Raw genomic sequence first — 20,814 nt, forward strand, 5'->3', positions numbered from 1 at the left:
CCGGTGAGCAGCACCACCCGGGCGGCGACCCCCACCTCACCCGTCGCCCTCGCCGTCGGCGACGAGATGCCGGCCTCGGAGTTCGGGCCGCTGACCCGCTCGCACATCGTCCGGTACGCCGGCGCGGGCGGGGACTTCAACCCGATCCACCACGACGAGGAGTTCGCGCGCTCGGCCGGGATGCCCGGGGTGTTCGGCATGGGCCTGCTGCACGGCGGCCTGCTCGGGCAGCGGCTGGCGGCCTGGGTGGGCCTGGCCGCCCTCCGGGCCTACCGGATCCGCTTCACCGGCCAGGTCTGGCCCGGCGACGTGCTGGGCTTCACCGGCACCGTCACCGACATCCGCGAGCAGGACGGCGAACGGCTCGCCGACCTCGCGCTGGTCGTGACCCGCCAGAACGGCGACCCGGCGATCAGGGCGACCGCCGTCGCACGGATCGCCTAGTGCGCGGCGCCCGACCAGCGGACCGGCCCGGTTCTCCGGCCGGACCACACCACCGACGGAAAGGACGACCGTGAGCACTGCGACCACCGACGTCACCGGTCTCGGGATGGCCTTCGGGACGCTCGAGGAGGGCCGGGCCTGGGCCGGTCGCACCTCCGAGCCCAAGCAGGCCTGGTTCCCGATCGACCGGTCGATGGTCCTGTACTACTGCTCGCTGGTGGAGGACGCGAACCCGCGGTACTGGGAGGGCGACGAGTGCCCTCCCGGCCTGCTGATGACCCTGGGCTTCAACCCGCAGTGGACCCCCGAGCACCTGCACCGCGACGACTCGCTGTTCGCGCTCAGCGTGCCCCTGCCGGGACACCACATCATCAACGCCTCCACCACCACCGAGCTGGAGCGCCGGCCCCGGGTCGGCGACCACGTGTCGATCGTCGAGGAGATCGTCTCGGTGTCGCCGGAGAAGACGACCCGGATCGGCACCGGGGTGTTCATCACCTCGCTGACCACCTACAGCGACCAGCACGGCGAGGTCATCGCGCGCAACACGAACGTGCTGTTCCGCTACGACATCGCCGAGCCCGCAGCCGGGACCGAGGAGCAGGCATGACCACCACCACCGCCGCGGGACTGCGGTTCGACGACGTCGCGGTCGGCGACGAGATCACCCCGGTCTCGATCCCGGTCACCTACAAGCGGATCTGCATGAACGCCGCCGCCACGTGGGACTGGTTCCCCGGCCACCACGATCCCGAGTACGCACGCAGCCAGGGCCAGCAGACGATCTACCTCTCGACCCTGTTCTTCCACGGCTTCATCGACCGCGGGCTCGGCGACTGGGCCGGACCGGACGCGCTGCTGCGCCGGCGCAAGATCTCGATGACCAGGTCGATCTACCCGGGACAGACCGCGACCCTCACCGGACGCGTCGTCGGCAAGCGCGAGGTGGACGGCACCGGCCTGGTCGACCTGGAGCTGATGGTCTCCAGCGAGGAGGGGCCGTGCGTGCCCAGCGAGGCGACCCTGCAGCTCCCGACCGGGCAGGGGTGATCATGGATTCCGACGGGCGCCGCGGCATCGTCTCCTACGGCGCCTACCTCCCCTTCCACCGCCTCGACCGGGCGGCGATCCGGGCGACCCTCGGCCAGGGCGGCGGCACGGGCACCCGCACGGTGGCCGCCTACGACGAGGACTCGACGTCGATGGGCGTCGAGGCCGCCCGCCGGGCGCTGTGGGGCGCGCCGGCGCCCGAGTCGCTCTACTTCGCCACCACCGCACCCGCCTACGCCGACAAGACCAACGCCACCGCGATCCACGCGGCGCTGGGCGGCAGCCGGGAGGGTTTCGCCACCGACCTCGGCGCGGCGGTCCGTGGCGCGTCCGGTGCCCTGCGGGCCGCCGCGGCCACCGGCGGCATGGCTGTGCTGTCCGACATCCGGACCGGGCGTCCCGGCTCGGCGGACGAGGCGGCCGGGGGCGACGGCGCCGTCGCGTTCGCGTTCGGCACCGGCGAGCGGGTCCTCGCCGAGATCGTCGCCCAGGCCTCGGTGTCCGCGGAGTTCCTGGACCGCTGGAGGGTGCCGGGCGAGCCCTACAGCCGGGTGTGGGAGGAGCGCTTCGGCACCCAGGCCTACCTGCCGCTGATCACCGACGCCGTGACGCGGGCCCTCAAGTCCGCGCAGCTCGAGGCGCCGACCCACGTCATCGTGTCCTCGCCGCAGGCCCGGGCGGCCCGGGCGGCGCTCGGCGCGTTCCCGAAGGCCGCGCGCGCCGACGGGCTGGAGCAGGAGGTCGGGTTCGCCGGTGCCGCGCATGCCGGTCTGGTACTCGCCGACGTCCTGGACCGGGCCGCGCCGGGTGACACCGTCCTGCTCGTCGTGGCCGCCGACGGGGCCGACGCCACCGTCCTGCGGGTAACCGACGCGATCACCCGCCGCCCCACCGGCGACGGGGTGCGCGACCAGCTCGCCGTCTCCCGCCCGGTGTCCTACCCGGACTTCCTGACCTGGCGCGGGTTCCTGGACCGCGAACCCCCGCGCCGCCCCGACCCGGAGCGACCCGCCGGACCGCCCGCGGCGCGCTCGCAGCGCTGGAAGTACGCGTTCGAGGGATCGCGCTGCCTATCCTGCTCCACGGTCAACGTCCCCCCGCAGCGGGTGTGCGTGCACTGCGGCGCCGTCGACCGCGCCGAGCCGGTCCCGCTCGCGGCCACCCGGGCCACCGTGGCCACGTTCACCATCGACAAGCTGGCCTTCTCCCTCGCCCCGCCCGTCGTCGACGTCGTCATCGACTTCGACGGCGGCGGCCGCTACGGGTGCCAGCTCGCCGACGCCGACCCGGCCGCGGTCGCGATCGGCGACCGGGTGGAGATGACCTTCCGCCGCTTCCACACCGCCGGTGGCGTGCACAACTACTTCTGGAAGGCACGTCCCGTCAGGAAGGAGCACTAGTCATGGCCAGCAACGGTATCCGCGACAAGGTCGCCATCGTCGGCATGGGGTGCACCCCCTTCGGCGAGCACTGGGACCGCTCGGTCGACGACCTGCTCATCGACGCCGTCACCGAGTGCATCGGCTCCGTGCCCGGCGTCGAGAAGGACGACATCGACGCCTTCTGGCTCGGGACGATGGGGTCGGGGTCCTCCGGCCTCACCCTGTCCCGGCCGCTCAAGATCGGCTACCGGCCCGTCACCCGCGTGGAGAACTACTGCGCCACCGGTTCGGAGTCGTTCCGCAACGCCGCGTACGCGGTGGCGTCGGGCGCCTACGACTGCGTGATGGCCGTCGGGGTGGAGAAGCTCAAGGACTCCGGGTTCTCCGGTCTGGTCATCCCGACCCCGGCGAACGACGGCACCGAGTCCGAGCTCACCGCACCCGCGATGTTCTCGCTGCTGGCCCCCTCGTACGCGAAGAAGTACGGCGTCGACGCGGACCTGATGAAGGAGGTGATGACCCACATCGCCTGGAAGAACCACCTCAACGGGGCGAAGAACCCCCGTGCCCAGTTCCGCTCCGAGGTCGCCAAGGAGACGATCTCCTGCTCGCCGCTGGTGGCCGGCCAGCTCGGCATCTTCGACTGCTCGGGGGTGTCCGACGGCGCGGCCGCGGCCCTGATCGTGCGGGCCGAGGACGCCCACCGCTACACCGACCGGCCGATCTACATCAAGGCGCTGTCGTTCGTGGCCGGCCCGGCCGAGGGACCGCTCGACCCGGCCTACGACTACACGACGTTCACCGAGGTCGTGCGCTGCGCCGAGGACGCCTACGCGCAGGCCGGGGTCAAGGACCCGCGCACCGAGATCTCCATGGCCGAGGTGCACGACTGCTTCACCCCCACCGAGCTGGTGCTGATGGAGGACCTCGGGTTCTCCGAGCGCGGCCAGGGCTGGAAGGACGTCCTGGAGGGCTTCTTCGATCTCGACGGCGGCCTGCCGATCAACCCCGACGGCGGCCTGAAGTCCTTCGGCCACCCGATCGGCGCCAGCGGGCTGCGGATGCTGTTCGAGATGTGGCTGCAGCTGCGGGGCGAGGCCGGCGAGCGGCAGCTCGCGAGCCCCCGGCTCGGGATGACGCACAACCTCGGAGGCGCGCCGGGCGCCTGCGTCTCGTTCGCCTCCATCGTCGGGGCCGAACGCGACTGACGCCCCGCACCGGACCACCGTCGGCCCTGCGACGGGCCCGGTCCCGTGCCGTCGGGTCGGCGTCGACGCCGACCCGACGGCATCCGTCAGGTGATCGCGAACCCCGCGTAGTCCTTCGCGGCGGACTCCTCCCACTTCGTGAGGTAGGTGGGCAGGCCGCCCGGGTAGTTGAGCATCTGCCGGGTCTTGCCGGGGATGTTGGCCCCCATGTACCAGGAATCGGCCCGGTCGAACAGCGAGGGTCCCACCAGCTCGGCCACGTGCTCGCGCCACGCGTCCTCCGCCCCGGTCTCGGCCTCGACCCGCGTGCGGCCGCTGCGCAGCAGGTCGTCGATCATCCGGACGATCAGCTCGCCCTGGATCTCGGCGCAGGTCGGCCCGTTGCAGAACCCCGACGGGCTCTGCGGCCCGTAGAGGAACAGCAGGTTCGGGAAGCCCGCGGTGGCCACGCCCAGGTAGGCGCTGACGCCGTCGGCCCACTTCTCCCGCATGGTGATCCCGCCGGTGCCCCGGATGTCGATCGCCGTCAGCCCGCCGGTGACCGAGTCGAACCCGGTGGCCAGGACCAGCACGTCGAGCTCCACCTCGCCGGCCGCGGTCCGCACCCCGGTGGCGGTGACCTCCTCGATCGGGCTCTCCCGCAGGTCGACGAGGGTGACGTTGTCCTGGTTGTAGGCCTCGTAGTAGTTCTGCTCCAGCGACGGGCGCTTGACGCCCAGCGGGTGGATCGGGACCGCCGGTGCCAGCTTCTCGGCGACCGCCGGGTCGTCGACCCGCTCCCACACCTTCTTCCGCCAGAACTCGTAGGCGGTGTCGTTGGCCTTGCTGTCGAACAGCACGTCCTGGAAGGTGCCGAGCCAGAAGGTGAACCCGCCCATGCCCCAGATGCGCTCGTAGGTGGCCTCGCGCTCCTCGGGCGTGACGTCCAGAGCCGACACGGGCAGGAAGTCGTAGTCGAAGCCGCCGAAGGTCGTGGTGCGAATGGCGTAGCGGGCCGCCTGGCCGTCCTTGGTCTCCTGCTGCTGCTCGGGGGTGAGCGTCTGCTGGCCCATCCGGAACGCCAGGTTCGGCGTGCGCTGGAAGACGGTGAGCTCGGCCGCGTCGCGGGCCGCCTCCTGGATGACCTGCACGCCACTGGCCCCGGTGCCGATCACCCCGACGCGCTTGCCGGTGAGATCGACACCGGACTGTGGCCACAGTCCGGTGTGGTGGCACTCACCGCGGAAGGACTCCAGCCCGGGGATCGGCGGGATGTAGGGCTTGGAGCCGAAACCGGTGCACGGCACCAGGAAGGTGGCCCGCACCGTCGATCCGTCGGCGGCCCGCACGACCCACTGCTTGCGCTCCTCGTCGAACTCGGCCGAGGTGACCCTGGCGTCGAACCGGATGTCCTTGCTCAGGTCGAGCTTCTCGTCGAGGTAGTCGAAGTACCTCCGGACCTCGCTCCAGTCCGGGAACCGCTCGGAGTACTCCCAGTCTTTCCAGAGGTCCTCCCGCGAGAACTGGTACATCGGCCCGTCGCTGTCGACGCGGGCCCCCGGATAGCAGTTCCAGTACCAGATGCCGCCGATCCGCGAGCCGGCCTCGTAGACCTTCACCGAGTACCCGAGCGAACGCAGCCGGTCGAGCTGGTAGATGCCGGCGAATCCGGCGCCGATCACGAGGACGTCGAGCTCCTCGACCGTGTCCGACTGGGTCTGACTCATGCATGCTCCCCTCGTGACCCCGGGCGGTCGTCCCCGCCCCGGGGTCGGTGTGGTGGGCCGCGTCACACGGCCCGGCCCCATCGTGCGACAGGAACGGCCCGGAAAAGTGTCGCGCAACGGGACATGTGCCGACCCTCAGCGCGGACGCAGGCCCATGCCCCGGGCGATGTGGTTGCGCTGCATCTGCGACGCGCCGGCGGTGACCGTGGTGATGCGCGCGTCGCGGAATTCGCGCTGCCTCGGAACCTCCGTCATGGACGAGCAGCCGCCGAGCACCTGCATGCCCTTGCCCGCGACGTCGACGGCGGTCTCGGACGGAACAGCTCGGCCATCACCACCTGCCGCCGCGCGGGCCGTCCCCGCGCGACCAGCGTCGCGGCCCGGTAGGTCGACAGGCGGGCGGCGTCCGCCGGCGGCCCGGCAGCCTGCGCGATCGCCTGCGAGTCTCCGATCGGCCTGCCCGAGCAACTCGCGCCCCGCGCGTGCACCGGCACGTGGGTCGACGACGGTCGGGTGGGATCCACGTCGTCCACCCGACGGGAGCAGTCTTGCCGACCTGCACTACCAGGATGATGATCCGGATGGATCTGTCACCCGGTTCCTCGTCACCGGGGGCGGCACCCGGACCGTGCTCGCGCGCCACCACACCGTCGACCGAGCGGTGCTGGAAGGGATCAGGGCCGACTACGACGCGATTCGGGCGAAGGCCAAGGCGCTCAGCGGCTTCCCGTGGCAGCACAACGGCCGCTCGGCAGTGGAAGCCACCCCCGAGGAGGTCCGGGAGACGTTCGAGGAGCTGTGGGGACCAGGGCGGGTTCCGGTTCGTGTTCGGCTCCTACCGCGACCTGGCCACCGACATCAGGGCCAACGACCTCGCCGCCGACTTCGTCCGGCAGAAGATCCGCGAGACCGTGTCCGACCCGGACACGGCCGCGAATCTGATGCCGACCGACCATCCGTTCGGCGGTCGGCGGCCGATCATCGACACCCACTACTGCGAGACCTACAACCGGGACGACGTGACACTCGTCGACCACGAGGATCGACATCACCGGCCGCGGCGGCCGGGCGCTGCGCGACGCGTGGGCCGAGGGGCCGAGCACCTACCTGGGACTGGCCGTCGCCGGGTTCCCCAACATGTTCACCATCACCGGTCCCGGCGCCACCTTCGGCAACCTGCCGGTGTCCATCGAGCACCACGTCGAGTGGATCGCCGCCTGCATCGAGGACGCCCTGCGCCGCGATCTCGCCGTGGTCGAGGCCCGGTACGAGGCTCAGCAGCGGTGGGCGGACCACGTGCGGGCCCAGGCCGAGCGCATCGTTGCCGGGCCGTCGGGGAGCTGGTACGACGGGGCGAACATCCCCGGCAAGGCGCGCAGGCCGCTGTTCTTCTTCGGCAGCTTCGGTCTCTACCGTCGCACGTGCGAGGATGTCGCGGCGAACGGCTACGAGGGCTTCGACCGGCACCCGTCGGCCTGACCCGGCGGATCTGGGCGCCGCAACGAGGAGCGGCCCGGCGGGCGGACCTCGACGAGGAGGACCTGTGGACACCCGGACACCCGATCCCCGCACCGGTGGCGGGCCGCAGGTCCACCGCACCCCCGAGGACATCGGCACGGCCGTGCGGGCCCTGCGCGCGAGCGGCCGCCGCATCGCGTTCGTGCCGACGATGGGTGCGCTGCACGCCGGGCACCGCGAGCTGATCCGACACGCCCACCGGGCCGACGGCGACGCGGCGACGGTCGTGTCGATCTTCGTCAACCCGCTGCAGTTCGGGGCCGGGGAGGACCTCGACCGCTACCCGCGACCGCTGGAGGCCGATCTCGCCGCGTGCCGGGACGAGGGCGTCGAGCTGGTGTTCCTGCCCGGGGTCGGGGACATGTACCCCGAGGGTGCGGACACCACCGTCGTGCCGGGCCCGCTGGGCGCGCAGCTGGAGGGTGCCGTCCGGCCCGGCCACTTCGCCGGGGTGCTCACCGTCGTCGCGAAGCTGTTCCACATCGTCTCACCGGACCTCGCGTACTTCGGCGAGAAGGACTACCAGCAGCTCGCGCTGATCACCCGGATGGTGCGCGACCTGAACTTCCCGCTGTCCGTGGTGCCCGTCCCCACCGTCCGGGAGCCGGACGGGCTGGCCCTGTCCAGCCGCAACGTGTACCTCACCCCGGCCGAACGCTCCCGCGCCGCGACGCTGTACCGCGCGCTGACGGCGGGCGCCGCCGCGGCGGCGGACGGTCCGGCCGCCGTGCTCGACGCGGCGCGGGCGGTGCTCGAGCGGGACGGTGGCCTCGCGGTGGACTACCTGGAGCTGCGCGGCGCCGCGCTGGACGTCGACCCGGGGCCCGGCCCGGCCCGGCTGCTGGTGGCCGCACGGCTGGGCACGACCCACCTCATCGACAACATCGGCCTGCACCTGTAGCGGACGGCCCCGGGCGAGGACGTGCCGGGACCGGTCCGCTGCCGCTGGGCGTCCACCGGCGGCAGGTCAGCCGCTCATCGTCAGCCCGCCACTGGCCGACAGCGTCTGACCGGTGATGTAACCCGCCGCGTCCGAGGCGAGGAACACCACGGCCGGCGCGACGTCGTCGGGGGTGCCCATCCTCCGCATCGGCACCGCCTTGGTCATCGCGGCGATGATGTTCCCGGAGCGCTCGCCTGCGGTGATCTGGCGCAGCAGCGGGGTGTCGGTGGGTCCGGGGCAGACCGTGTTGGCCGAGATGCCGTGCTTCGCGAACTCCCGCGCGATGGTCTTGGTGAACCCGATGACGCCGCTCTTGGCCCCGGAGTACACCGACTCCATCGACGAGCCGACGCGGCCCGCGTCGGAGGCGATGTTGACCACGCGGCCGTACCGGGCCTCGACCATGGCCGGCAGGGTGGCCCGCAGCACCCTGATCGGGCCGTTGAGGTTGATCTCCAGCACCTTGTGGGTGAAGTCCTCGTCGGTCTCCAGGAACGGCTTGAGCTCGTCCCAGCCCGCCACGTTGATCACGATCGTCGGGGCGCCGAGCCGTTCGGTGGTCTCGGCGACCGCCGCAGCCACCGAGTCGGGATCGGTCACGTCGAGCGGGACACCGATGCCGTCGATGTCGGCGGCCACCTTCTCGGCCGCCTCCCGCGACAGGTCGGCGACGGCGACGACGCGACCCGCCGCCGCGAGCTGCCGGCAGATCGCGGTACCGATCCCCCCGGCGCCGCCGGTCACGAATGCGATCCGGCGGGCGTCCCCGTCGGCTGGCTGTCCGGCTGCACCGGTCATGTCGTCTCCTCAGCATCATCGGCGGGGCGCACGAGTGGTGGACTTCGCCCCCACGACATCCCTACGATCCTCGTAATCATCATACCCGACACGGGAGGCGCCGGATCATGACCGCAACGGTCGAGGAGTATTCCGACATCCTGTACGAGGTCAAGGACGCGGTCGCGCGGGTGACGATCAACCGGCCCGAGAAGCTCAACGCGTTCACCCCGCACACGGTCAGGGAGCTCGCACACGCGATCTGGCGGGCGGGCGCGGACAGCCAGGTCGGCGTCATCGTGCTGACCGGCGCGGGCGAGCGCGCGTTCTCCGCGGGCGGCGACGTGAGCGTCGAGAACGAGGACACCTTCCGCGCCGGCGACGACTCGTTCGACAAGCTGATGAAGGAGCTCTACCGCGCCTTCCGGGAATGCCTCAAGCCGGTGATCGCCCGCGTCGACGGCTACGCGATCGGCGGCGGCCACCACATGGCCTACGTCACCGACCTCACGATCGCCTCGGACCGGTCGGTGTTTGGTCAGAACGGCCCGCGCGTGGCCAGCCCGGCGGAGGGCTGGCTGGTGAGCCACCTGTGGACGGTCGTCGGGATGAAGCGGGCGAAGGAGATCTGGATGCTCTGCCGCCGCTACACCGCCCAGCAGGCGCTGGACTGGGGCCTGGTCAACGCCGTCGTGCCCGCCGAGGAGCTCGACGCCGAGGTCGAACGCTGGTGCGCGGAGCTGCTCGCGCTCAGCCCCACCGTGCTCAAGCTGATCAAGAAATCGTTCGACGACTCGACCGCGCACATCCGCGAGGAGCAGGAGCGGTTCACCATCCTCAACCAGGTCAACCCCGGGTTCTTCGCCTCCGGCGAGCAGACCGAGGGCTCGCAGGCCTTCATGGAGAAGCGCAAGCCCGACTTCTCGCCGTGGCGCTGAGCATGCCCGCGACGTCGACGACGACCGCGACGATCCGGCTGCCCGACGCCGGGCTGCCGCCGACGGCCGAGGCGCTGCGGGGCGAGGTCCGGGAGTTCCTCCGGGCCGAGCGCGAGCGCGGCACCATCCAGGGCACCAGCGACGCCTGGCTGGCCGGGTTCGACGCCGGGTTCTCCGGCAGGCTCGGCGACCGCGGCTGGCTGGGGATGACCTGGCCGCGCCGCTACGGCGGCCACGAACAGCCGTCGCTGCACCGCTTCGTGGTGATCGAGGAACTGCTCGCCGCCGGGGCGCCGGTGGTCGCGCACTGGGTGACCGACCGGCAGAGCGGTCCGGCGCTGCTGCGCTACGGCACCGAGGAGCAGCGCGAGCGGTTGCTGCCGGAGATGGCCCGCGGCCGGTCCTTCTTCGCGATCGGGATGAGCGAGCCCGACAGCGGGTCGGACCTGGCCTCGGTGCGGACCACGGCGCGCCGCGACGGTGCCGGGTGGCGGCTCAACGGGACCAAGGTCTGGACCAGCCAGGCCCACCAGTGCGACTACATGATCACGCTGTGCCGCACCTCGCCGCGCGACGACGCCGCCCGCCACGACGGGCTGAGCCAGTTCATCGTCGACCTGCGCTCGCCGGGGCTGACCATCTCCCCGATCCGACTGCTCGACGGCGAGCACCACTTCAACGAGGTCCTCCTCGAGGACGTGTTCGTGGGCGACGACATGGTCCTCGGCGAGATCGGCTCCGGATGGCGCCAGGTCACCTCCGAGCTGGCGTTCGAGCGCAGCGGTCCGGAGCGGTTCCTGTCCACGCTGCCGCTGCTGGTCGCGCTCGTCCGGGTGGCCGATCCCGACGACCGGCGCCAGGCGGTGGCCATCGGGCAGCTGGTCGCCCAGCTGTGGACACTGCGCAGGCTCTCGGTGCAGATCGCCGCCGCGCTGGACCGCGGTGAGGCTCCGGACGTGGCCGCCGCGCTGGTCAAGGACCTCGGCACGACACTGGAGAACGAGATCATCGACGTGGCGCGCTCGGTGGCCCCGGTGGAGCCGAGCGCCACCGCCGCCGACCCGTTCGCCCGCGAGCTGGCCCGCGCCGTGCTGCACGCGCCGGGGTTCACCCTGCGCGGAGGCACCAACGAGGTGCTGCGCGGGATCGTGGCCCGCGGGTTGGGGCTGCGGTGAGTGCGGGGTCGCCCGATGACCGGGCGCTGCTGGAGCGGACCGTCGGCGAGATCATGGCCGACCACTGCCCGCCCGAGGCCGTCGCCGCCGCCGAGGGCTCGTGGAGCGAGGCGCTCTGGGGCGCGCTGGCCGCGACCGGCCTGTCCGCGGTCGGGGTGCCCGAGCACCTCGGCGGATCCGGCGGGGAGCCGGCCGACGCGGCGGCCGTGCTGCGCGTGGTCGCCGCACACGCCGGGCCGGTGCCGCTGGCCGAGGCGCTGTTCCCGGTCGCCGCCGGGTGCGCGGTGTCCGGGCTGGCGTTCCCGCAGGGGCCGAGCACGGTCGCGGTCGGGCCGGGGTTGACAATCCGGCGGACCGGGTCGGGGGTGGTGCTGGACGGGACCGCGCCGCGGGTGCCCTACGCCAGGTTCGCCACCCGCATCCTGGTCGCCGGGGACGGCGGGGGGCACCGTCCCGAGCTGGTCGCGTTGCTCGACCCGGCGCACCTCACGCTGGCCGCCGGCGACAACCTGGCAGGCGAGCCGCGCGACGACCTGGTGTCGGCTCGGACGGAGATCCCCACCGACGACGTCGCGGAGGTCCCGGCGGGCACCGCAGCACGGCTCCACCGGCTGGGGGCGCTGGCCAGGGCGGTGCAGATCGCCGGCGCGCTGGGCACGGTGCTGGAGCTGACCGTGCGCCACGCCGGCGAGCGCGAGCAGTTCGGTCGCCCGATCGGCCGGTTCCAGGCCGTCGCCCACCAGGTCGCGGTGCTCGCGGGCCTGGCCGCCGCGGCCGGTGCGGCCGCCGACGCGGCCGTCGCCTCGCTCTCGCGCGGCTCGGACCCGGTCGACCACGGGCTGGCGGTCGCCGCCGCGAAGGCCCGCACCAGCGCGGCGGCCGGCCCGGCGGCCCGCATCGCCCACCAGGTGCACGGCGCCATCGGCTTCACCCAGGAGCACCGCCTGCACCACCTGACGCGGCGGCTGTGGTCGTGGCGCGAGGAGTTCGGGTCCGACGAGCACTGGGCCGCCGAGCTCGGACGCGCGGTGGTCAGCGCCGGCCCGGACGAGCTCTGGCCGATGATCACGAGGATCTGAGGTGGACCTCACCTACTCCCCCGCGCAGACGTCCTTCCGTGCGCGGGCCCGCGACTGGCTGGCGGCCCACGTCCCGACGGAGCCGCTGCCTCCGCCCTACACCGCGGAGGGGGTGGCCGCGCACCGGGTGTGGGAGCGGCAGCTGCACGACGCCGGCTACGCGGCGCTGCACTGGCCGCGCGAGCACGGCGGCGGGGGCGCGGGGCTCATCGAGCAGGCCCTGTTCGGGGAGGAGTACGTGCGCGCGGGCGCTCCGGTACGCCTCAACCGGCTGGCGTTGGGCATGGCCGGACCCACCATCATGGCGCTCGGCACTCCCGACCAGCAGCAGCGCTGGCTGCCCGGGATGCTCAGCTGCGACCAGCTGTGGTGCCAGGGCTTCTCCGAACCCGACGCCGGCAGCGACCTGGCCGCCGTCCGCACCCGCGGCGAGCGCGACGGCGACGAGCTGGTGATCACCGGGCAGAAGGTCCGGACCTCGCTCTCGGCGTTCGCCCGGTGGATGTTCGCGCTGGTCCGCACGGACCCGCAGCAGCAGCGGCACCGCGGCCTCACCTTCGTGATGATCGACATGGACTCCCCCGGGGTCGAGCTGCGCCCGATCCGCCAGCTGCACGGCGAGCCGGGCTTCTCCGAGGTGTTCCTCACCGGGGTCCGGGTGCCGCTGGCCGACGTCGTCGGCGAGATCGGGCACGGCTGGGCGGTGGCCATGTCCACGCTGGGCTTCGAGCGCGGCGGGCTCGGCGACCACGCCCGCTTCGCCCGCGACGTCGACGACCTGGTGGAGCTGGCCCGCCGGGCCGGGGTGGCCGACGACCCCGTGGTGCGCGACGAGGTCGCCGCCCGGTTCGTCGAGGTGCAGCAGTTCCGCCGGCACGTCGAACTCGTGACGGGCCGGATGGCGGCCGGTGCACCCGCCGACGCCCAGGCGAGCATCACCAAGCTGTACTGGTCGGAGATGGAGGCCCGGATCTTCGAGACGGCGCTGCGCATCCTCGGCCCGCTCGCCGAGCTGACGCCGGAGGCGTCGCTGAACCTGGCCGCGCCCGGGCTGCACCGCCGCTACTGGCACGCGCGGGCGGCCCGCATTTTCGCCGGCACCAGCGAGGTGCAGCGCAACATCATCTCCGAGCGCGTGCTCGGCCTGCCGAGGGAGCCCCGGTGGACCTCGACCTGACCCCGGACCAGCGCTCGCTCGCCGCCGGGGCGCGCTCCTTCCTCACGGCGCAGTGCCCACCGTCGCGGGTCCGCGCCGCCTGGGACGACGGGGCCGGGCTCGACCGCACGCTGTGGGCCCAGCTCGCCGAGGTCGGCTTCCTCGGCGTCGCCGTGCCGGAGCGGTTCGGCGGTCTGGGCTGCGCCGACCTGGAGGTCGCGGTGCTGCTGGAGGAGGCGGGCCGGGTCGCCCTGCCCGCGCCACTGGCCGAGACCGCCCTGGCCGCGCTGACCCTGGCCGAGTGCGGCTCCGACGCGCAGCGCGAGCGCTGGCTGCCCGCGATCGCGTCGGGTGCGGCCGTGGCCACCGTGGCCCTGCCCGGCCATCCGCTGGTGGCTGCCGCCGCCGACGCCGACCTGCTGCTCGTGGCGGCGCCCGACGGCCTGCACGCCGTCGAGCGCGGACGCTGGGCCAGCGTCGCCCAGCCCGCGTTCGATCGCTCCCGGCGGCTGGCGACCGTGTCCGCCGACACCGGCCCGGACACGCTGCTGCCCGGTACCGGTCCGGTCCGGCGACTGCTCGACCGGGCGGCGGTCGCCAACGCGGCGCTGCTGCTCGGCGTCGCGTCCCACCTGGTCGGGTCCACGGTCGGCCACGTCGGGCAGCGCCACCAGTTCGGCCGCCCGGTGGGATCGTTCCAGGCCGTCAAGCACCGCCTCGCCAACGCCCACGTGGCCGTCGAGATGGCCCGGCCGGCCGTGCACGTCGCCGCCCACCTGCTCGCCGTCGGCGACCCGGACGCCTCCACGGCGGCAGCGGTCGCCGCCGTCGCCGCCTCCGACGCAGGGCGGTCGGCCAACGAGCACGCCCTGCAGTGCCACGGTGGCATCGGCTTCACCCGGGAGCACGACCTGCATCTGTGGCTCACCCGCGGCAAGGCGCTCGAGCTCGCGTGCGGGACGCCGGCCGCCCACCGGGCCCGCCTGGCCGCGGCGCTGTTCGACGGCCCGGTCCAGCTGTTCGACGGCCCGGTCCAGCTGTTCGACGGCCCGGTCCACCAGCCACACCACGGGAGGCCCACGACATGACCGCAGGCACGGGACCACTGGCCGGGATCCGGGTGCTCGACCTCTCGGCGCTCGCGCCGGGCCCGTTCGCGACGACGCTGCTCGGCGACCTCGGTGCCGACGTGATCACGCTCGAGGCCCCACCGGCGGCCCGGCCCGGGAGCGGCGTGGGCGACCTGGGGGTGCACGGGGGACGCGAGGCGCGCCGCCTCGGGCTCAGCCCCCTGCACCGGTCACGCCGCTCGATCGTGGTGAACCTCAAGGATCCGGCCGGCCTGGACATCGCGCTGCGGCTCGCCGCGCGCAGCGACGTGTTCGTGGAGGGGTTCCGCCCGGGCGTCTGCGAGCGGCTCGGACTCGGATACCCGGCGCTGTCGGCCACCAGCCCCGGGCTGGTCTACTGCTCGCTCACCGGGTACGGGCAGACCGGCGAGCTCGCCCAGCACGCGGGCCACGACCTCAACTACATCGCCGAGGCCGGGCTCCTCTCGGCCACCACCCGGGCCGGCCAGCGTCCCGGGATCCCGCTGAACATGGCCGCCGACTACGCCGCCGGCGGGCTGCTCGCCGCGTTCGGCATCCTCGCCGGGCTGACCGGCCGGGCGAGCACCGGCCGCGGCACCCACGTCGACGTGTCGATGTACGAGGGCCTGCTGAGCCTGCTGCAGGTGGTTCCCGCCTGGGTCGACGCCGGGGCACCCGACCCGTCGTGGGGCGGTGGGCTGCTCTCCGGCGCGGTGCCCTTCTACGACTGCTACCGCACCTCCGACGACCGGTGGATCTCGGTCGGCGCGCTGGAGCCGAAGTTCTTCGCGAACCTCTGCACGGCGCTCGGCCGGCCCGAGCTGATCGCGCTGCAGAACGACCCGACCCGGTGGGACGAGATGCGCACGGTGTTCACCGCGACCTTCGCCGAGGCCCCGCTGGACACCTGGCTGGACCGGCTCGGCGCGGTCGACACCGCGGTGGCACCGGTCCGGTCGCTCCCCGACGCCTTCGCCACCGCACACCGGCGAGGGGTACTGCCCGCACCCGGCCAGGTCGGGCCGGTCCCGCGGATGAGCGGCTGGGTCACCACCGCGGGTCCGGTCGTGACCCGGCCAGGGGCGCACACCAGGGAGGTGCTGGGTGGGCTGGAGATGACCGGCGAGCAGATCGACGAGCTGATCGCGGCCGGCGTGGTCGCGGAATGACCGACAGGACACAGGAGGAACGGTGGAGGTAGATCTCGAGGTCGGCGACGGTGTCGCGGTCCTGACGCTGAACGCACCGGAGCGGCGCAACGCGCTGACGCCCCAGATGGCGGGCGAGATGGTGGCGGCCCTGGAGCGGGTCGACGCGGACGACAGCGTCGGGGCGCTGGTGATCCGCGGCGCCGACGGCCGGTTCTGCGCCGGGGCGCACACCGGCACCCTGGCCGGTGCGGGCGCCGATCCGGCCGACGACGCCACCTACACCGGGCTGTCGGTCGTCTACGAGTCCTTCACCCGGGTCGGCCGGGTCCGGGCGTTCACCATCGCCGCGGTCCGGGGCGCCGCCGTCGGTGCGGGGATGAACCTGGCCCTGGCCACGGACATGCGCGTGGTCGCCGGGAACGCCCGGCTGATGTCGGGGTTCCTGCGGATCGGGCTGCACCCCGGTGGCGGGCACTTCGTGCTGCTGTCGCGGCTGGCGGGGCGCGAGGCCGCGGCCGCGATGGCGCTGGGCGGGGCGGAGATCGACGGTGAGCGGGCCGTCGCGCTCGGCCTGGCGTGGGAGTCCGTGGACGACGACGCCGTCGAGGCCCGCGCGATGGAGTTCGCCGCCGGCGTGGCCAAGGACCCGGCGCTGGCCAGGGCGGCGGTGCGCAGCTTCCGGTTGGAGACCGGCCCGCCCGCGGTCGGCTGGGACACGGCGGTACAGACCGAGCGGGCACCACAGATGTGGTCGATGCGCAGACGAGGCGGAGGACGACGATGACCACCCCGACGATCAACCGGACCTGGTCGAAGACCGGCATGGGCAAGCTCGAGCTGCGGGAGGCGCCCACGCCGGAACCGGGGCCGGAGGAGGCCGTGCTGCGCACCCGGCTCGCCACCGTCTGCGGCTCGGACCTGCACTTCCTGCAGGAGTTCCCGATGCCCCGCGGTGCCGAGCAGGTCGGGATGGGCCACGAGGCGGTCGGCACCGTCGTCGCGCTCGGCGCCAACGTCCGCGGGTTCTCCGTCGGCGACCGCGTGGTCGCGTCCTGCGTGGTCGGCTGCGGCGAGTGCGGCAACTGCCTGCGCGGGCAGCTGCAGGCCTGCCTGGTCCTGGGCAGGGTGCCGGGCATCTCCAACGCCCTGGCCGGCTGCCAGGGCGACCACTTCGTCGTGCCGCGCGCGACCATCAACATGGCCAAGGTGCCCGAGGGCCTGTCCGACGAGCGCGCCCTGCTGGCGGGCGACGTGATGTCCACCGGGTTCTCCGCGGTCGAGCGCGCGAACGTGGAGACCGGCGACACGGTCGCGATCTTCGCCCAGGGGCCCGTCGGGCTCTGCGCCACCGCGGGCGCCCGGCTGCACGGTGCGGGGCTCGTGATCGCGGTGGAGGGGGTGCCGGAGCGGGCCGAGCTGGCGCTGCGGCTCGGGGCCAACGTCGTGGTCGAGCCCGAGGGCGCGGTGGCCCGCATCCGGGAGCTGACCGGCAAGCGCGGCGTGGACGTCGCGATCGAGGCGCTCGGCCGGCAGGAGACCTTCGCCGCGGCGCTGGAGTGCACCCGCCTGGACGGCACCGTGTCCAGCGTCGGGGTCTACGCGGCGCACCGCAGCCTCGACGTCCCGGTCGGACTCGGGTTCTACCAGCGCAAGATCGTCACCAGCCTCTGCCCGGCGGGGAGCGACCGCCTGCGCCGGCTCTTCGCGCTCGCCGAGCACGGCTCGACGGACCTGTCGCAACTGTTCACCCACCGGATGCCGCTCTCGGCCACCGACGAGGCGTACGAGCTGTTCGGCTCCCGTCGCGACGGCGTGGTCAAGATCGCCCTGGTGCCTGATGGAGAGGCGTGACGGGGGCCGACGGCCTCGTGCCCGTGGGCCGTCAGGACGATCCGGCCCGGCGGGCGACGGCCACGGCGGCCTCGCCCTGCTTCGCGCCGGCCATGTCGGCGATCGCGGCCCAGCGATCGGCCAGTGCCTCGTCCGTCGGCGGCTCGGCGAAGTCCACCCCGAGCGACTCCACGAGCCGCACCCGGCTGAAGTGCGGCCCGTTGACCCGCACGATCTCCGCGGTGAGGTCGCACTCCTCGGTGCACAGCCAGCCCACCGCCGCCGACACCCAGGCCGGGTCGAGGTCGGTGGAGGCGTCGAGCAACCCGTCGGTCATCCGGGTCAGCGCGACCGGGGCGACCGAGTTGACGCGGATGCCGTAGCGCGCGCCCTCGAGCGCGAGGGTGTGCATGAGGCCGACGACGCCGAGCTTCGCCGCGGCGTAGTTGGCCTGCCCGAAGTTGCCGAACAGGCCGGCGCCCGAGGTGGTCATCACCACCCGTCCGTAGCGCTGCTCGCGCAGGTGCGGCCAGGCCGCCCTGGTGACGAACGCCGTGCCGTCGAGGTGCACCCGGATCACGGCCTGCCACTGCTCGGTGGTCATCTTGTGGAACGTCGTGTCCCGCAGGATGCCGGCGTTGTTCACCACGACGTGCACGCCGCCGAACGCCTCCACCGCGGCGGCGACCGCTGCCCGGGCACCGTCGTCGGTGGAGATGTCGTGGTGGTCCGCCACCGCGACCCCACCGGCCGCGGTGATCTCCGCGACCACGTCCTGCGCGGGGCTGCTGTCGCCGCCACCCCCCTCGCGACCCACCCCCGGATCGTTCACCAGTACCTGTGCACCGCCTGCGGCCAGCCGCAGGGCGTGGCTGCGGCCGAGGCCGCGACCGGCCCCGGTCACGACGGCCACCCGTCCGTCCACACCTGGCATCGTCGTCTCCCTGCGCTCGTCGTCCGTCCGGTCGGCCGCCCGGCGTGTGCATTCGATGATGTCGCTCCACGGCACCGACCGGCTCGGTGGACCGGCCGGCTCCCCGCGGGCGGTGCCGGTGGGGAGAACCTCACCGTCCCCCTGACCGCATCATCACCGCATAATCATTACACCGAAAAATCGGCCGATCCCCGCTCGTGCCACCCGATCGGACCTGTGCACCGCGCCTTGCCTCGCCCATCGTGACACCCGCCACCCCACTGCCTGGAGGCTCTTCCATGACCGAATCCCTGCGCTGGGCGCTGGAGCGGGCCGCACTCGTCGCGGGCGACCGCACCGCGGTCGTCGACGGCGACATCAGGTTCGACTACACCACCTTGGCCGAGCGGGTCGACGCGCTCGGCGGCGGGCTGCAGTCACTCGGCATCGGCACCGGCGACGTGGTCGGCGTGCTGGCCCTGAACGGGCACCGGCACCTGGAGTACTGGCTGGGCGTGCCGGCCATCGGCGCCATCCTCAACGACCTCAACTTCCGGCTCAGCGAGGAGGAGCTCGCCTTCATCGTCGACGACTGCGGCACCGTGGCACTGGCCGTGGACGACATGCACCTCGAGGTGGGGCGCTCGCTGCTCGACCGGTGCCCGACGCTCACCACGCTCGTGCACATGGGCTCCGGGCCCGCGCCGGACGGCATGGCCTCCCACGACGTGCTGGTCACCCACGCGCCGGCGACCCCGGTGAACCCGGGCCCCGAGGACATCGCCGGCATCTTCTACACCGGCGGCACGACCGGGCGGCCCAAGGGCGTGCTGCTCAGCCACCGCAACCTGGTCGCGAACGCGAAGCACGCGCTGCTCGCCATCCGGCACACCCCGGACGAGCGCTACCTGCACGCCGGGCCGATGTTCCACCTCGCCGACGGGTCACAGACCTATGCGGTGACGTGGATCGGCGGGGTGCACGTCTTCGTCCCCGGCTTCGACGCCGACCTGGTGGGGCGGGTGATCGAGCGCGAGCGGGTGTCCCTGCTGCTCATCGTGCCGTCGATGATCAACATGTTCGTGAACCACCCCGGGACGGCCGACCGCGACCTGTCCAGCCTGCGACTGCTGCTCTACGGCGCCTCACCGATGCCCGACCAGCTCCAGCAGGCCGCGATGAAGCTGTTGCCGTGTGAGTTCAGCCAGCTCTACGGGATGACCGAGGCGGCGCCGCTGCTCACCCAGTGCACCCCGGAGGACCACCGGCGCGGGGCGGCGGGCGAGCAGCCGTTCGCGGGCCGGTTGCGGTCGGCGGGGGCGCCGGTGATCGGGGTGCAGGTCGAGATCCGGCGCGAGGACGGGACCCGGGCCGCACCGGGGGAGGTCGGCGAGATCTGGGCCCGGGGCCCGAACATCATGGTGGGCTACCTCAACCGACCGGAGGAGACGGCGGCCGCGCTCGACGCCGAGGGCTGGTACCACAGTGGCGACGCGGCGTGGGCCGACGAGCAGGGATACGTCTTCATCGTCGACCGCGTCAAGGACATGATCATCTCGGGTGGGGAGAACGTGTACTCGGCCGAGGTCGAGAACGTGCTCTACACCCATCCGGACGTCCTGGAAGCGGCCGTCATCGGCGTTCCGGACGACTCCTGGGGCGAGCGCGTGCACGCCGTCGTCGTGCCGCGGCCCGGCACGGAGCCCGCGGTCGAGGACCTCGTCGCACACTGCCGGACCAGGCTCGGCGGCTTCAAGGTGCCCCGCAGCGTGGACTTCCGGGCCGAGGCCCTGCCCAAGTCGGGCGCGGGGAAGATCCTCAAGCGCGAGCTGCGGGCACCGTACTGGGCCGGGAAGGACCGGGGGGTCAACTGAGCCGGCGGCCGGGCTCAGCCCGCGGCGTTCTCCCGACCGTCGAGCCACTCCTTGAACCGTCCGTAGTGCTTGTCCGGGTCGCGCTCGACGAACCGGGCCCGGGCGTGGCAGAGCGGCCGGTCGTCACCGGGCAGGTACAGCTCGGCGTGGATGATCCAGTGCCCGCGCTCGTCACGGGACTCGGGCCAGGCCCGCACGTCCAGCTCGCGATCCAGCGGGACGGGACGCCGGAACGCCACGTTCATCTCGGCGGTCACCGACAGGACGGCCGCCGCGATCGGTACCGCGCCGCACGCCTCGTCGAGCGCGCCCATCACCGAGCCGCCGTGCACGACGCCACCCGCGCCCTCGTGCTCGGCGGAGAACCGGGCCGTGCCCTCGACCGCCCCGTTCTCGCCGCGGCGCAGCACCAGGCCGAAGCGGCACCGGCCGGCGGGCCGGCAGCCCATGCACAGCATCTTGCCGAACTCGATGCTGAACAGCGGCGAAGCATCGTCGGGGGGCTCCACGGGGGCCGGGACGGCGCCCGGCCGGGCAGGCAGGCTCACCGGCGCAACGGTATCCGAACCCGGCCCGCAC

General features: G+C 73.3%; 21 protein-coding genes. 16 read left to right on the forward strand and 5 right to left on the reverse strand.

The window, feature by feature from the left end; genetic code table 11:
- Nucleotides 1-3: 3 nt before the first annotated feature.
- From ACVJO7_RS17615 to ACVJO7_RS17635, 5 genes are all read left to right on the forward strand, one after another.
- Entirely contained in the window at nt 4-444 is a 441-nt protein-coding gene (locus ACVJO7_RS17615) for a MaoC/PaaZ C-terminal domain-containing protein (protein ID WP_491673765.1), read from the forward strand.
- Between the two features lie 70 nt (nt 445-514).
- Nucleotides 515-1,054 (forward strand): FAS1-like dehydratase domain-containing protein, encoded by a 540-nt coding sequence (locus tag ACVJO7_RS17620; RefSeq protein ID WP_491673766.1) that lies wholly within the window; start codon nt 515-517, stop codon nt 1,052-1,054.
- Nucleotides 1,051-1,494 (forward strand): MaoC/PaaZ C-terminal domain-containing protein, encoded by a 444-nt coding sequence (locus tag ACVJO7_RS17625; protein WP_491673767.1) that lies wholly within the window; start codon nt 1,051-1,053, stop codon nt 1,492-1,494. The genes ACVJO7_RS17620 and ACVJO7_RS17625 overlap by 4 nt, the downstream gene beginning before the upstream one ends.
- Nucleotides 1,495-1,496: 2 nt before the next feature.
- Nucleotides 1,497-2,894: an OB-fold domain-containing protein gene (locus tag ACVJO7_RS17630; protein ID WP_491673768.1), complete on the forward strand. Its 1,398-nt coding sequence runs from the start codon at nt 1,497-1,499 to the stop codon at nt 2,892-2,894.
- Nucleotides 2,895-2,896: 2 nt separating this feature from the next.
- Nucleotides 2,897-4,084, forward strand: a complete 1,188-nt coding sequence (locus tag ACVJO7_RS17635) for an acetyl-CoA acetyltransferase (protein ID WP_491673769.1) — start codon at nt 2,897-2,899, stop codon at nt 4,082-4,084.
- Nucleotides 4,085-4,170: 86 nt separating this feature from the next.
- On the opposite strand, the gene ACVJO7_RS17640 is transcribed toward ACVJO7_RS17635, so the two are convergent.
- Nucleotides 4,171-5,790 carry a flavin-containing monooxygenase gene (locus tag ACVJO7_RS17640; protein WP_491673770.1) on the reverse strand — a complete coding sequence of 540 codons (1,620 nt, stop codon included), beginning with the start codon at nt 5,788-5,790 and terminating at the stop codon, nt 4,171-4,173.
- A gap of 135 nt (nt 5,791-5,925) precedes the next feature.
- Nucleotides 5,926-6,258: an acyl-CoA dehydrogenase family protein gene (locus ACVJO7_RS17645; protein ID WP_491673771.1), complete on the reverse strand. Its 333-nt coding sequence runs from the start codon at nt 6,256-6,258 to the stop codon at nt 5,926-5,928.
- Between the two features lie 669 nt (nt 6,259-6,927).
- Here ACVJO7_RS17645 and ACVJO7_RS17650 point away from each other — a divergent pair.
- Both ACVJO7_RS17650 and panC read left to right on the forward strand, forming a co-directional pair.
- Nucleotides 6,928-7,269 (forward strand): hypothetical protein, encoded by a 342-nt coding sequence (locus ACVJO7_RS17650; protein ID WP_491673772.1) that lies wholly within the window; start codon nt 6,928-6,930, stop codon nt 7,267-7,269.
- A gap of 64 nt (nt 7,270-7,333) precedes the next feature.
- On the forward strand, nt 7,334-8,209 hold the full coding sequence (panC, locus tag ACVJO7_RS17655) for a pantoate--beta-alanine ligase (RefSeq protein ID WP_491673773.1): 876 nt from the start codon (nt 7,334-7,336) through the stop codon (nt 8,207-8,209).
- A 66-nt stretch (nt 8,210-8,275) separates the two neighbouring features.
- On the opposite strand, the gene ACVJO7_RS17660 is transcribed toward panC, so the two are convergent.
- Entirely contained in the window at nt 8,276-9,049 is a 774-nt protein-coding gene (locus ACVJO7_RS17660; RefSeq protein WP_491673774.1) for an SDR family NAD(P)-dependent oxidoreductase, read from the reverse strand.
- Nucleotides 9,050-9,156: 107 nt separating this feature from the next.
- Between ACVJO7_RS17660 and ACVJO7_RS17665 the strand changes: the two genes are divergently transcribed.
- From ACVJO7_RS17665 to ACVJO7_RS17700, 8 genes are read left to right on the forward strand one after another with little or no spacing between them, the layout of a single operon-like run.
- Complete coding sequence (locus tag ACVJO7_RS17665; protein WP_491673775.1) at nt 9,157-9,966, forward strand: enoyl-CoA hydratase-related protein; 810 nt, start codon at nt 9,157-9,159, stop codon at nt 9,964-9,966.
- The gene (locus tag ACVJO7_RS17670; protein WP_491673776.1) at nt 9,957-11,141 is read left to right on the forward strand and encodes an acyl-CoA dehydrogenase family protein; all 1,185 of its coding nucleotides are present in this window, start codon (nt 9,957-9,959) and stop codon (nt 11,139-11,141) included. The genes ACVJO7_RS17665 and ACVJO7_RS17670 overlap by 10 nt, the downstream gene beginning before the upstream one ends.
- On the forward strand, nt 11,138-12,220 hold the full coding sequence (locus ACVJO7_RS17675) for an acyl-CoA dehydrogenase family protein (protein ID WP_491673777.1): 1,083 nt from the start codon (nt 11,138-11,140) through the stop codon (nt 12,218-12,220). The genes ACVJO7_RS17670 and ACVJO7_RS17675 overlap by 4 nt, the downstream gene beginning before the upstream one ends.
- 1 nt (nt 12,221) lies before the next feature.
- On the forward strand, nt 12,222-13,397 hold the full coding sequence (locus ACVJO7_RS17680; protein ID WP_491673778.1) for an acyl-CoA dehydrogenase family protein: 1,176 nt from the start codon (nt 12,222-12,224) through the stop codon (nt 13,395-13,397).
- Complete coding sequence (locus ACVJO7_RS17685; RefSeq protein WP_491673779.1) at nt 13,382-14,464, forward strand: acyl-CoA dehydrogenase family protein; 1,083 nt, start codon at nt 13,382-13,384, stop codon at nt 14,462-14,464. The genes ACVJO7_RS17680 and ACVJO7_RS17685 overlap by 16 nt, the downstream gene beginning before the upstream one ends.
- A complete protein-coding gene (locus tag ACVJO7_RS17690; protein ID WP_491673780.1) occupies nt 14,461-15,636 on the forward strand; it encodes a CaiB/BaiF CoA transferase family protein in 1,176 nt (391 codons plus the stop codon). Before ACVJO7_RS17685 ends, ACVJO7_RS17690 begins: the two co-directional genes overlap by 4 nt.
- 22 nt (nt 15,637-15,658) lie before the next feature.
- Nucleotides 15,659-16,402 (forward strand): enoyl-CoA hydratase-related protein, encoded by a 744-nt coding sequence (locus tag ACVJO7_RS17695; protein ID WP_491673781.1) that lies wholly within the window; start codon nt 15,659-15,661, stop codon nt 16,400-16,402.
- Nucleotides 16,399-17,469, forward strand: a complete 1,071-nt coding sequence (locus tag ACVJO7_RS17700; protein WP_491673782.1) for a zinc-binding dehydrogenase — start codon at nt 16,399-16,401, stop codon at nt 17,467-17,469. Before ACVJO7_RS17695 ends, ACVJO7_RS17700 begins: the two co-directional genes overlap by 4 nt.
- A gap of 31 nt (nt 17,470-17,500) precedes the next feature.
- Here the strand turns inward: ACVJO7_RS17700 and ACVJO7_RS17705 are convergent, their stop codons facing one another.
- Nucleotides 17,501-18,382: an SDR family NAD(P)-dependent oxidoreductase gene (locus tag ACVJO7_RS17705; RefSeq protein WP_491673783.1), complete on the reverse strand. Its 882-nt coding sequence runs from the start codon at nt 18,380-18,382 to the stop codon at nt 17,501-17,503.
- Between the two features lie 278 nt (nt 18,383-18,660).
- Between ACVJO7_RS17705 and ACVJO7_RS17710 the strand changes: the two genes are divergently transcribed.
- The gene (locus tag ACVJO7_RS17710; RefSeq protein WP_491673784.1) at nt 18,661-20,235 is read left to right on the forward strand and encodes a long-chain-fatty-acid--CoA ligase; all 1,575 of its coding nucleotides are present in this window, start codon (nt 18,661-18,663) and stop codon (nt 20,233-20,235) included.
- A 14-nt stretch (nt 20,236-20,249) separates the two neighbouring features.
- On the opposite strand, the gene ACVJO7_RS17715 is transcribed toward ACVJO7_RS17710, so the two are convergent.
- Nucleotides 20,250-20,783, reverse strand: coding sequence for a PaaI family thioesterase (locus ACVJO7_RS17715; RefSeq protein WP_491673785.1), 534 nt, complete (start codon nt 20,781-20,783; stop codon nt 20,250-20,252).
- Between the last annotated feature and the right edge of the window lie 31 nt (nt 20,784-20,814).

Source organism: Pseudonocardia sp. DxW (genome assembly GCF_058448985.1).